Here is a 12,070-nt window from a genome sequence, read left to right as displayed (position 1 = left end):
GATATTCCATCAGCCCATCCTCGTTCATATCCATGCAGTCTGCCAACACCTCGTATTTGAGATTTTTCTTCATCTTGGTGACATAGACGACGTTCCTCTCGGTCAGTTCCTCAAACTTTTCATAGTTAATATATGCACGATCCAGGGCAACGATTTCATCATGCTTGAAATGGCTGGGGGCGAGCATGAAGGAATCGTTGGTAGCGGCAGAGGTGAACTTCACGTCACAGTGAACTCCCTCGTTTGCATGAATGACGGAATGCACTTTTATGCCACCCTTCTTCTTTCCCGTCTTAGGATGACGGCCCACGCCCTTGAAGATGACGTTAGAGAACAGGGTTATCGTGGTGGAATCGATGATTCTCAGACGTTTTACCCATTCCTCCGTACCATTGCGTCGGCTGTCCGAAGAAAGTTTGTCCTTATTGGACTCGTAAAGGTCGTGATACACGTCCTCAAAGAATTTCTCCGAGCGTCTGGCGTTCGCGTCTGACAGGGTACTGCGCTTAGGAACCCTGTCAATGCCTATGTGATGAAGCTTGCGCACCTCAGCCGTCATTGCCGCCTCTATCTCGCGCAGGGAGTCGAAGCGCATGATGACTGCATACAGCATCGTAAGAAGATGGGTGAAGCCATCAAAGGTCTTCACATACCGCTCACCGCCGTTCCGACGGCTTATTTCAACTATTTTATCATGGTCGAGAGATTTTATCAGCTGACCATATACCGGCTGTCCGAAGAAATGTGTACTTTTGCCCATGTTATCTGAGTTTGGAAACAAAAGCAAAGATAACAAAAAGGGCTGATACCTCGTGAGAAGTGTCAGCCCTAATTCATAAAAAATGTGGGATGTTTAGCGGACAGTAATAATTAAAAGCAAGCGTGTCAAGACGAAGACTCCTTTTCGTGTAGTAGTTCTCTCCCCAGCCAAGACCATTATGGAAAGATATAGGGGCAGACGTGCGGGATATGTGTTTGACGTTCCCCCAAGAGACGTGGTTTACAATGCGATGCACCACATACAGAGAAGTATCGGTATGGAAACCCCTCTGACCTTTCACATGGCTCGCCATACTTTTGCTTCGGTCATTACCCTGTCGGCAGGTGTTCCGATAGAAACCGTAAGCGGTATGTTGGGACATACCAATTTGAGAACGACACAAGTGTATGCTGCGGTCAATTCAGAAAGAATAAGGCAGGATATGCAGAAGATTCAACAGCGGATAGAACACACTTTCACCTTAAAATTATAGCTTATGGCACACAGTACATTCAAGACATTGTTCTACATTAACCGTTCCAAACAGAAGAAGAACGGCAGATGCCCGATAATGGGGCGAATCACCATAAACGGGCAACAAGTACAATACAGTATGGGATTGGATGTCAATCCAAACAATTGGGACGCAAAGCATGGCAGATGCAAAGGCGACACTGATGAGATGAAGAACATCAACCGCATACTGACAGAAAAGGAAGGACAGATACAAACCAAATACAATGAGCTGGTTTGGCAAAAGGGGTATGTAAGTGCAGAACTGCTCAAAAATTGTCTGACGGAGGATTCACAAAGCAATGGAATGCTCATGGAAGAGGCAGACCGTTTTATAGAGGAAAAACGCCCTTGTGTGGGAATTTCCATCGCCCAATCCACTTTCCGCAACTACATCTATGACAAGCAGCTCATAGTATCCTTCCTGCTGGAAAAATACGGAATGTCCGATATTGGTTATTCACGGTTGGACTATGGCTTTGTCGAAGAATTGGATTTCTATCTTAAAAGCAAGCGCAGATTATCACCTGCCACCATTCAAATGACGGTTATTTTCTTGAGAAAGCTCATCAGCATCGGACAACAGAAAAAATACATCCGCCGAGACCCGTTTGTGGATTTTAAGGCGGAAAAACCACGTGGCACGAGAAGGTATCTCACAACGGAAGAACTCAAGCGCATTTTGCAAACGCCCATCTTAAACAAGCAGTTCGAGCGAGCAAGGCAACTCTTCATTTTCTGTGCCTTTACGGGACTGGCTCGTGTGGATATGTTGCGACTGACACCTAAACATATCCACCATTATGATGACGGAACTTGTGAGATACGTATCAAGCGACAGAAAACGGACGTGGAAGCCATCATTCCACTTCTGCCCATCGCAAAGGAGATACTTGACATTCATATAAAAGGGAAACAACACGATGATTTGATATTTCCAACATTGAACGTTAGCAAGGCATCTTTCGCCTGTATAAACATTGGTCAGATATGCCAAATTGAGAAGGGCTTGACCTTTCACATGGCTCGCCATACTTTCGCCACGACCATCTGCCTTTCCAATGGTATAGCAATGGAAACGCTCTGCAAGATGCTCGGGCACAGCGACATTGGAACGACACAGATTTATGGAAAAATTACCGACCTGAAAATCAGAGAGGACATGAACCGTTTGCAGGAACATAAAAGTAAGGCTTTTTCTGACTATACGGAAGCTATCGAAAAGCAAAACGCAACAATATTCTAGAAATCAGCAAAAATTTATGTATGAAAACAGATAATAGCAAAAAGGAACTTTCCTATTTTCGATTGAAGTTGGAAAGCTATATGAGTGAACATCATCCCGAAAGAATGAGTGATATGGAGTTTATCACGGCAAGAGCCGACATGGCACTGACCGCCTACTGCGATGCCGTGGCGCAAGGCTTTAATCATTTAGAAGCAGAAAGAATAGCAAGTGAAGTGCTTTTCAGTGGACTGCATTTCTCAAAGTACGATACCCTTGTTTCTGTCTTGGAGGACGAGTTTGAGAGGGAACTTCCTGCACCGCTCCCCGAGAGGCTTTCACTTTTATTGTTGGCGAACAAGGCTGTTCAAGCCACATTCGCTGGGTACGAACTGACGGACGCATTTGCCGCAAGCGGACAATACGACCGTCTTTACACCGAACTGACAGGCACGATAGTGCTGCTCATCGAGAGCAACAACCTGCCAACGGTCAAACTGGCGGAGGAAGCAAGCCCAAAGGCGTTGTAGGCAAAAGCAGACGCAAAGCCCCTGAAGCCGTTTCTTATCGTGCAAAGGTACAACGGCAGCCTATCTGCCCTGACAAGGTCGAGTCCTGCGGATGGAGAGAAGAATCTCCACCGCAGGATTTTTCTTTTTCAAGGCGGTACTACAATTCTCAATATCCGTGCGGTCGTATTTATCTCTCCCAACCTTGCAGGGCAGGGCTGCCGTAGAGAGATAGGCACGACAAGAATACGGCATACTCAGGCTCTTTGGACGCAAAAGCGAATTATAGAAACAATAGTTAGAACTAACGATTGTCTTGACAATCTTATTATATGACAAGCCTTTTTTTGTACAACTTATTGTCTGTACAATTTGTTGTCATAACAATTTGTTGTCATAACAATTTGTTGTCATAACAATTTATTGTCAAGACTATCTGTTGTCAAGACAAACTATCGTCAAAACAAACTATTGATAGTTCGACATCTCGATTTGTCGAACTATCGAACTGTCGATAGACCAACAAATATGCAATAAAAGGAAAGAGCCGGCACCTCATCTCATTACCGCAATAACGCTGAGGAATTTTCTCGTGGTCTTTTCTCTTGTTTTCCTAACATTTCCCTGCTTTTCCTCATTTCTTGCAGCGGTACTTCCGAGGGTTTACTTTTGCACTCGATAAGTACGGCAATGGACTGCATAACAGTTTGTTTGCCGAGCAACAACAAAGTAATCAAAACAAAATTAAGGCAATGAAACTCATTATTATCGACCGCAAAGCGTGGGAGCGACACCACTCCGAATTTGCAGACTTTATCCACAGTATCGAACAACTCATCGGCAATCCGCCCGAAAAGGACGAATGTCTTGACAACGAAGCCGTGTGCAAGCGTTTGGGCATCAGCAAGCGTACCCTGCAATCATACAGAGATACGGGGAAAATCCCTTTCTCAATGATTGGACACAAGTGTTATTACAAGGAAAGCGACATCATGGAGATACTGAACTCAAAAAATGAATAAACTATGGCAGAGAACGAAATCATTACACAGCAAGACCCTCAGATGCAGATGTTTGCACAACTGATGGAGGGTATCTTAAAGAAACTGGAGCGGTATTGCGCTACCGCCCGTCCGATGCTGGGCGGAGAGGTTTACCTCACTGGCGAGGAGGTTTGTAGCCAATTACGGCTCAGCACACGCACGCTCCAAGAGTACAGAAACTTAGGAACGCTTCCTTTCTACAAAATCGGAGGGAAGATACTCTACAAGCAGAGCGACATACAAACAATGCTTGAAAGGTATTATAATCCAATACCGCAAACAGGTAAGTTATGAGTTAAGTTAAGAAATCAGTCGCGACTTAAGTCAAATGGTCAGTTATGACTTTGGTCAAAAAATTAGTTTCGACCTAAGTCAAAATTAACTTTAGTAAAAAATATGTCAGCTCATAAAGTCAGTAAGTCAAGAAATTAGTCTAAACTTATCTCTTGACTTACTTTTTGAACTTTGAACTCTCGTCTATTAAAAGCACCCCAGAAAGGTTACTTTATGGAACATAACAAACTGTCTCTTTCTTTATACAGGCAAGGTGTGTCTTTGTACCACAAATTGCCATTTGTACCACAAAGACCCTTGCCCCGAAAGGGGATTAAATCACTCCAAAGTCGTGATTAGAAAGCAATGAAAAAGCAGAAACAAAAGAAGCCAGACGGCAGATGTGCCACCTGCCCACGATGGGACAGATGGCACATCAGGATACCTAATTCCGAAGACCAGCAGAAGCTTATCAGACTCTACCGCAAGTCGGGAGCAAAAACGAAAAGTGATTTTGTCCGAACAAGGCTTTTAGGTGAAGCCTTTAAGGTCATCACCCAAGACCCTGCAAAAGAGCCTTACTTGGAGAAACTCTCCGAAATCGTCTCCATGACTCATAAGATAGGCATGCTATACAACGAAGCCGTGAAAGCCCTCAATACTTATCATTCTGTCGCCACTGCGCAACAACTGCTCAGTAAACTCGAAACCTATTCCCAACTTCTTATCAGATTCCAACATCAAGTAGTGCAACTGACAAAATCTCTTGAGAGTAAACAAGAATGAATGCTGATAAATCATAATACCCAACGTTAGTATCGTGCTGTGATTGCCCAATCCCTCTTTGGTCAGTTATCAATGTTAGGAAGATAGGCTTTGTATGTGTAGTCGCTGATAAAACGCTTCCGGCAATTCTTACATCATTAGCGTTGTTTACCTGTTACTTTACCTCTTTTGAGAATATTGTTTGAGTGGCGATGCGGACATTGAAACTCAACTCCCAATCTGGAGCATAAAGTGCCGAAGCATTCTCGTAAGCTCATTTTTCCTTTGTTTTGGGTTACAAAAATAGCAAAAGGCAGAGAATTTTCCCTACCTTTACGCCTATTTTATAATCAAATTGATAATCAGATGATTATTTCAACAACTCCCAATTTGGAGCATTACCCGAAATTTGTTATATTTTAGAACTCTGTTATTCAAAGATATTCTGAATTTGTCGAATTCACGTTAATTAGAATAGTCATCTATCTGAAATAATATCCAAGAACGCTTGTCAGTTTTGAATAAATATCTCATATATATTCCCGAATCATAGCCCTTTAAGATAACAGTATGCGCCATTGTATCAACCTTTAACATTATTTTTTGCCCTTCTATTATAGAATCGTTGAAATTTGTATATATCCAATCACTCTTGCTGATATGAAGGATCGAGTCTGTCTCTTCATAATCATAACCTTTATATATAATTTTCAACGGAAACAAAATGTGTTTCCGTTGAAAACATGAGTCTGACGCGAACTTTTTGAAAAAATCATAAAAAGTTGTTTTTCCTGTCACATTTCTTTTTAGTGATATCACAGCCCTATCCTTTAAAACTTGCTTTTTATTATTTGGTTGTGCACAGCTTATTAAACAGAGGAAAACAAATAGTATGTAAATAAACTTATTCATAATATATGATAACTTGATTTTTATGAGACGGGATTATATTACAATCCCGTCTCATTTTTTATTGCTCTTGTTGCGTGGAATTAGGTAAATTAATCTCTTTAGGAATATTTATAATCGGGGGGAATACGATATCATTCTTTTGGGGAGCATTTCCTATTACTATCACCTCAGGAAGCTGTATAGGAGATGACATGTTGATATCTACATCAGAACTTTTCTTGTTTATCCAAAGTTGGGGATCTACAATATTCTCTATCTTTTTTCCTTTACCTTGAGTTGGATCAAAATGTTCGTATTTTCTTGTTTTCTGATTTAATTTCTTAATTTGATAGTGAAGATGGGGAACATATCCACGTTCTTTACCTTTTCCAGAACCTCCTATTTCTCCAATAACATCACCCTCTGATATTTTTTGACCAACTTCTACATTTATAGATTTTAGATGAAGATAACCAGTTTGGAAGCTGCCGTCAGGAGAATTGATTATAATAAACCGCCCTCCTCCTCCTTTAGGACTGCTATTAATAGCCTGAACAACTCCATCATGAGTAGCTAATACAGGGGCACCATAATCAAAATCTTGAGTTCCAAAATTAATATCAAGTCCTCTATGGAATTTTGAACCATAGCTAATATTTCTTGGACCATACCAAGAATCTATATGCCTTGAAGCTCCTTTGTATGTAGTGTTAACTGGCCATTTTCTATTACCATCAGGATCTTTGTACTTTATTGGATTATTATCAGTATAACAATAGGCTGTTACCTGGGGGAAAAGCTCTGATAACATATCCGTACTCATCCACAAACTCAACCTTGGTTCATAGTATCTCGCCCCATAGTAATACAATCCCGTTTCCTCATCGAATTCCTTCGCATTAAAGAGATAAGGGGTATTCCAAGTGTTGTTGCGTTCTTCTATGAACACCTCTCCAAATGGTACATATTCGATATGCTGCGATACTTCGCCGTCCAAGTTGGTGATGTAATTACTGCTGCCTAAGTGGTCAGGGTGGTAGAAGAACTGCATCTTCTCGTAGTCGTCGTTGGGCTTAAAGTTGCCGTTTACAGCTCTTGTGCGTGCCATTGTACGAGCCTGTGCTGCCTCCGGTGTACCGTCGTTGCAGCAGAAGCCCTGACCATTCACATAGTCGTCGTTGTCCTGACCGTTATAAGGTTGGTCAAACGCCTTGTAGTTATCCTTAATGGATTGCAGTTGCTGATTGTATTTATCCTTGTAGTTAATGGTAAGACCATCAGCCTCATTGCCTGCGTATGGAATTCGTCTTGGGTCTGCGCCATAAGAAGCGAGGTCGCCGAGCTTGCTGACGATACGCTGATTACCTACATAGATGTGCTTCGTATATTTGCCACCTTGCCCTGCCACGAGGTATGGGCTGACATAGAGCGAGAAGCGTGCTGTACCAGTATTGCCACCTGAGAACTCGGAGTTCACATAGATGGCTTCGTTCTCGCCACTGGTCTTCACCGTGCGCTCACCATCGGCATCATACCAATAGTTGCTTACAAAACCGTTCTCATCGGCTGCCAACAAGCGGTTCTCCTCGTCCCACTTATATTTCTGTTCGGTCGCCTTTTCATCCTCCTTGCCGTCTTTCTTGACACGAGAGGTGTTGATATAGACAAGGTTTCCGTTAGCATCGTAGGTGTACTTGTGTCCGTTGTTGATATTCGTACTCTCCGTAGGAGTTTCTTCCGTGCGGTAGTTAATATCACGAACATTGTCGAGTTGGAACTTTCTGCCCGCATCCTTGCCGTAAGTATAAGCGAGTTCATAGCCTGCATTGAGCGTGCCGTCAAACTGCACACCTGTCTGTGAGAGGTGTTGCTTCTTACTCGTGATACGATGCATATTGTCGTAGCCCATAGATAAGGTATAAGAAGCGGATTTATTGTCTGTTCCCTTATAAGTACCTGTTGCGCTTGCCAAACGATACAGTGGGTCATAAGAGTAACTATGGCTCATCTGTCCGCCTGCCTTACCACTCTGTGGGAGTGGAGCATTGTTCTTTACGCCAAGCACGTTGCTCACGGCATCATAGCTGTAGGCATTGTCCATAATAGTACCAGCCTTGGCATTCACCACGAGGTTCTGCAACCTGCGTCGTTGCGGGTCATAGCTGTAGAAGGTTTCCGCTCCGTTGCAATACTTCAGATAGGTGCGCTGCTCGAACTTGTCGTAGCCTATCTTCTGAACGTAGTCGTAGCCGTAGGACTTGTAGCCGCGCACATGGGTGAACTGTCCGCCGAGGTTGTAAGAATAAGTAATCTTCTCCTCGTCGGGATAGATCATCTCCAAGAGTCGGTTGTGGCTGTCGTACTTCCACTGCGTCACGTAGGTGGCGATGGCCTGATTGGGCACGATGAGCGTCGTTCTGGTCTTGACGACCTCGCCCATCTTGCCGTAGAAGTATTCGACGGCATTGCTGTCGTCGTCACTAATTCTTATCATGGACAAACCATTTGTTGTTCATAAGTGAATTTAGTACATCCTCATTATTAAATTTATCAACTTGAAAAGAAAAAGTCAAATATCCAACATCGACATTATTATGAATTAACCATTCGAACGTTTCGTCAAAAATAGTTAGTCCTATCATATAATAAATATCGATGCTTTCCTTACTACGTCCTCGAGGAGTATAAGTTTTGTTACCTCTCATAAACTCTATAAAATCCTCTCTTGCAAACTTAGAATATATTTCATTTAAAGCTATATCATATCCTTTTGTTAAATAGATAAAATTAGAGTCTATGTTTTGAAACAAAGGCATAAAAATTGGTTCTAAGAAATCAACAACTGGCCATTCATATTCAAAATTAAATGTTTTTACTTGTTTTCGATTATTGACAAAACCGTCAATATCTAACTTGTATATTTTATACAGTTGCTCTGTTATACGCGAATCAATAATACTTTTTATCATTATTTCCTATTTATAAAAAATATCAATATTTTTATTACCTTCTTTTTTCGTAAATGTATCCAGATTGCGATAACCTCCAGACTTGGAACTACGGAAAATTATGCTTTCGCCTTCTTTGCTTAACTTATATCCACCTTTTTCTAATTTTTCCGATTTGTACCCAGCTTTTATAAGTTTCTTGTAGACTTTCATGGCCTCTTTAGCACCTCCTTCTTGAACTATTTTAAAACCAGCCTTAGTTTTACTGGCTTGACCACCTTTCATTGCTATGTCTGCGAAAGTACTTAATTTAGAAGTTTTACTTAATTTTAATAGCGATTTTATACTACCCGTACTACCTAAAAAGATTGTCGCAAAGTCTGCACCTCTTGCAATCTTTTCTGCTGTATCTTCACTTGCTCCTACTTTCCTTGCAACATATTTCGTCGATTGATGTAAGGCGGTTTGTTTTGTTTCACCACTAACCATTTGTCTGAATCCAGCTTGAACATTATCAATACCGTTAGCAGCTATTGCAATTCCTCCTGCAATACCTACTCCTGTTTCTGAAGTTACCAATGCTGTAGTAGCTCCACCGACAACTTCAACAGCTCCACCGACCATTTGAACACCACCCCAAAATCTTGTCCAAAATTTAGATTGCAGTCCATTTGGGTCATAGAAAACAATCGGATTCAAATAACAGTAACTATACGGATTTAGATTATAATGGAAATATACCCCTAAATTATGTTCGCCATCCAAATAATTTTCGCTATTTCGTGGGTCATAATTTGAAATAGGATCCACACTTATCCACAAACTTAACCTTGACTCATAATACCTTGCACCATAGTAGTACATACCCGTCTCCTCGTCAAACTCCTTGGCATTGAAGAGGTAAGGCGTGTTCCACGTGATGTTGCGTTCCTCGATAAATACTTCACCGAACGGTACATACTCGATGTGCTGAGCCACCTCGCCGTCAAGGTTGGTGATGTAGCTACTGCTGCCCAAATGGTCGGGGTGGTAGTAGAACTGCATCTTTTCGTAGGCGTCCTTGTCATGGAAGTTGTCATCTGCCTTGACCCTAGTTTTTGCCATTAGCCTTGCATGAGCAGCCTCCAATGAGCCGTCGTTGCAACAGAAGCCTTCGCCATTGACATAGTCGTCGTTGTCCTCGCCGTTGTAAGCGATACCGAAGTCCTTGTAGCTGTCCTTGATGGATTGCTGTTGCTTGACGTACTTCGCCTTATAATCTACCGTGATACCGTCCGCCTCATTGCCTGCGTATGGTATTCGTCTCGGATCGGCACCGTAGCTTGCAAGGTCACCTAATTTGCTGACGATTCTCTGTGAACCGATGTAGATGTGCTTGGTGTATCTGCCGCCCTGACTTGCCACCAAGTACGGACTGACGTAGAGGCTGAACTTAGCCGTGTTGGTGCGTCCGCCTGAGAATTCGGAGTTCACGTAGATTTCCTCATTCTCACCGCTCGATTTCACCGTGCGCTCACCGTCGGCATCATACCAATAGTTAGCCACAAAACCGTTCTCATCAGTAGCAAGAAGACGATTTTCCTCATCCCAGCGGAACTTCTGCTCGCCTGCCTTCTCGTCCTCCTTGCCGTCATTCTTCATGCGGCTCGTGTTGATGTAGACAAGGTTGCCGTTAGCATCGTACTCGTACTTGTGACCGTTGTTAATGGTCGCACTGTCGGTAGGAGTCTCCTCCGTGCGGTAGTTCAGATCACGCACGTTGCCCAACTGGAACTTATGTCCGTCTCCCTTCTGATAGGTATAGGTGAGGTCATAGCCTGCGTTGAGCGTGCCATCGAACTGTACGCCGCTCTGCGAGAGGTGTTGCTTCTTGCTCGTGATGCGGTGCATGTTGTCATAGCCCATTGCAAGGGTATAGGAAGCCGTCTTGCCGTCGGCACCCTTATAGCTGCCATTGGCACTTGCCAGACGGTACAGTGCATCGTAGCCGTAGGTATGGCTCATCTGCCCGCCTGCCTTGCCACTTTGTGGGAGTGGAGCATTGTTCTTCACGCCAAGCACGTTGCTCACTGCATCGTAGCTGTAGGCATTGTCCATAATAGTACCTGCCTTAGCATTCACCACGAGGTTCTGCAAACGTCTGCGTGCAGGGTCGTAGCTGTAGAAGGTTTCCGCTCCGTTGCAATACTTCAGGTAGGTGCGCTGCCCAAACTTATCGTAACCAATCTTGTTCACATAATCGTAGCCATAGGACTTGTAACCACGGACGTGGTCTACCTGCCCACCGAGGTTGTAGCCATAGGTGACCTTTTCCTCATCGGGATAGATCATCTCCAAGAGACGGTCATGGCTGTCGTACTTCCACTGTGTTATGTAGGTTGCCACAGCCTGATTAGGCACAATCAGCGTGCACACCGTCTTCAAGACCTCACCCATCTTACCGTAGTAATACTCGATAGCACCACTACCGTCCTCACGGAGCATTAGTCTGCCGATACGGTTGTGAGAAGAGTTGATACCACCGTAGTGGTACTTCACGTTGTTTGAAAATTATTACTGTCCGCTAAACATAGAAATCCTCATTCCAACTCATTGAGACACAATAGTTCGGATGACAGCATGTTAGTGACAAGCCCCCTTATTCATTTTCTGTTACCTCGGGTGGCGATTCAGCCGCTGCTTCAAGCATGAGTTTCATGTCGGCATCCGGCATGTTGAAGAAATTATTCATGTTGAGGTATTCCATAAGTACAATGCGCACCATAGTAGCCAGCCCTGAGAAACTCCACCGCCTCTGCAATGAGCTTTGCAGCAGTGACAGTAATAGATTGGCAATGAGTGTAACCCAAATCTGTATCTTGATGGCGTTGGCACTCTCCCCATAGAAGTATCTAAGCGGGAAGTTCTGTTTTATCTGCTTGAAAAGAGACTCTATCTGCCACCTCCTGCGGTAGATGGCTACGATAGTCTCCATGGACATGTCAAAGTCGTTGGTAAGCAAGGACACCAACTTTGGCATCTTTCCTTTCTTGATATCCACATAGGTGATGATACGCGCTATATGGTTGATACCGCCCTTCCTGAACACCACCACCTGCTCACGATATTCCATCAGCCCATCCTCGTTCATATCCATGCAGTCT

The 12,070-nt window shown here is 43.4% G+C and carries 11 protein-coding genes and 1 pseudogene; 6 read left to right on the top strand and 6 right to left on the bottom strand.

Going from position 1 to position 12,070, the window contains the following annotated elements:
* Positions 1 to 760, bottom strand: a 760-nt coding sequence (locus E0E16_RS08570; protein ID WP_130830621.1) for a DUF4372 domain-containing protein, incomplete at its 3' end; no start/stop codon positions are given.
* A 109-nt stretch (positions 761 to 869) separates the two neighbouring features.
* Here E0E16_RS08570 and E0E16_RS08565 point away from each other — a divergent pair.
* From E0E16_RS08565 to E0E16_RS08555, 3 genes and pseudogenes are all read left to right on the top strand, one after another.
* Positions 870 to 1,253 (top strand): annotated as a pseudogene (locus E0E16_RS08565) (tyrosine-type recombinase/integrase); the annotation flags it as partial.
* A gap of 3 nt (positions 1,254 to 1,256) precedes the next feature.
* A complete protein-coding gene (locus tag E0E16_RS08560) occupies positions 1,257 to 2,519 on the top strand; it encodes a site-specific integrase (RefSeq protein WP_115367968.1) in 1,263 nt (420 codons plus the stop codon).
* Positions 2,520 to 2,539: 20 nt separating this feature from the next.
* A complete protein-coding gene (locus E0E16_RS08555) occupies positions 2,540 to 3,028 on the top strand; it encodes a DUF1896 domain-containing protein (RefSeq protein ID WP_102048095.1) in 489 nt (162 codons plus the stop codon).
* Positions 3,029 to 3,088: 60 nt separating this feature from the next.
* Here E0E16_RS08555 and E0E16_RS13595 read toward each other — a convergent pair whose 3' ends face one another.
* A complete protein-coding gene (locus E0E16_RS13595) occupies positions 3,089 to 3,262 on the bottom strand; it encodes a hypothetical protein (protein WP_165444218.1) in 174 nt (57 codons plus the stop codon).
* Positions 3,263 to 3,759: 497 nt separating this feature from the next.
* On the opposite strand from E0E16_RS13595, the gene E0E16_RS08550 reads away from it, so the two are divergent.
* From E0E16_RS08550 to E0E16_RS08540, 3 genes are all read left to right on the top strand, one after another.
* The gene (locus E0E16_RS08550) at positions 3,760 to 4,029 is read left to right on the top strand and encodes a helix-turn-helix domain-containing protein (RefSeq protein WP_130829982.1); all 270 of its coding nucleotides are present in this window, start codon (positions 3,760 to 3,762) and stop codon (positions 4,027 to 4,029) included.
* A gap of 3 nt (positions 4,030 to 4,032) precedes the next feature.
* Positions 4,033 to 4,344, top strand: coding sequence for a helix-turn-helix domain-containing protein (locus tag E0E16_RS08545; protein ID WP_130829981.1), 312 nt, complete (start codon positions 4,033 to 4,035; stop codon positions 4,342 to 4,344).
* A 345-nt stretch (positions 4,345 to 4,689) separates the two neighbouring features.
* Positions 4,690 to 5,109 (top strand): plasmid mobilization protein, encoded by a 420-nt coding sequence (locus tag E0E16_RS08540; RefSeq protein WP_004355376.1) that lies wholly within the window; start codon positions 4,690 to 4,692, stop codon positions 5,107 to 5,109.
* Between the two features lie 949 nt (positions 5,110 to 6,058).
* On the opposite strand, the gene E0E16_RS08530 is transcribed toward E0E16_RS08540, so the two are convergent.
* The 4 genes from E0E16_RS08530 to E0E16_RS08515 form a co-directional block, all read right to left on the bottom strand.
* Complete coding sequence (locus E0E16_RS08530) at positions 6,059 to 8,080, bottom strand: peptidoglycan DD-metalloendopeptidase family protein (RefSeq protein WP_439650611.1); 2,022 nt, start codon at positions 8,078 to 8,080, stop codon at positions 6,059 to 6,061.
* Between the two features lie 379 nt (positions 8,081 to 8,459).
* The gene (locus E0E16_RS08525) at positions 8,460 to 8,948 is read right to left on the bottom strand and encodes a hypothetical protein (protein ID WP_025877757.1); all 489 of its coding nucleotides are present in this window, start codon (positions 8,946 to 8,948) and stop codon (positions 8,460 to 8,462) included.
* A gap of 6 nt (positions 8,949 to 8,954) precedes the next feature.
* Positions 8,955 to 11,465 carry an RHS repeat domain-containing protein gene (locus E0E16_RS08520; protein WP_130829980.1) on the bottom strand — a complete coding sequence of 837 codons (2,511 nt, stop codon included), beginning with the start codon at positions 11,463 to 11,465 and terminating at the stop codon, positions 8,955 to 8,957.
* A gap of 100 nt (positions 11,466 to 11,565) precedes the next feature.
* Positions 11,566 to 12,070, bottom strand: a 505-nt coding sequence (locus tag E0E16_RS08515; protein ID WP_130829700.1) for a transposase, incomplete at its 5' end; no start/stop codon positions are given.

It is taken from the genome of Prevotella rectalis (assembly GCF_900607215.1).
Taxonomy (GTDB): domain Bacteria; phylum Bacteroidota; class Bacteroidia; order Bacteroidales; family Bacteroidaceae; genus Prevotella; species Prevotella brunnea.
The sequence above is the reverse complement of the archived record's forward strand: the minus strand, read 5'-3'. Positions and strand labels throughout refer to the sequence as shown.

Bases quoted from the DNA above. Each gene is read 5' to 3' on its own strand.
- E0E16_RS08560 (WP_115367968.1), top strand. From the start codon at position 1,257: ATGGCACACAGTACATTCAAGACATTGTTCTACATTAACCGTTCCAAA.
- E0E16_RS08555 (WP_102048095.1), top strand. From the start codon at position 2,540: ATGAAAACAGATAATAGCAAAAAGGAACTTTCCTATTTTCGATTGAAG.
- E0E16_RS13595 (WP_165444218.1), bottom strand. From the start codon at position 3,262: ATGCCGTATTCTTGTCGTGCCTATCTCTCTACGGCAGCCCTGCCCTGC.
- E0E16_RS08550 (WP_130829982.1), top strand. From the start codon at position 3,760: ATGAAACTCATTATTATCGACCGCAAAGCGTGGGAGCGACACCACTCC.
- E0E16_RS08545 (WP_130829981.1), top strand. From the start codon at position 4,033: ATGGCAGAGAACGAAATCATTACACAGCAAGACCCTCAGATGCAGATG.
- E0E16_RS08540 (WP_004355376.1), top strand. From the start codon at position 4,690: ATGAAAAAGCAGAAACAAAAGAAGCCAGACGGCAGATGTGCCACCTGC.
- E0E16_RS08530 (WP_439650611.1), bottom strand. From the start codon at position 8,080: ATGGACAATGCCTACAGCTATGATGCCGTGAGCAACGTGCTTGGCGTA.
- E0E16_RS08525 (WP_025877757.1), bottom strand. From the start codon at position 8,948: ATGATAAAAAGTATTATTGATTCGCGTATAACAGAGCAACTGTATAAA.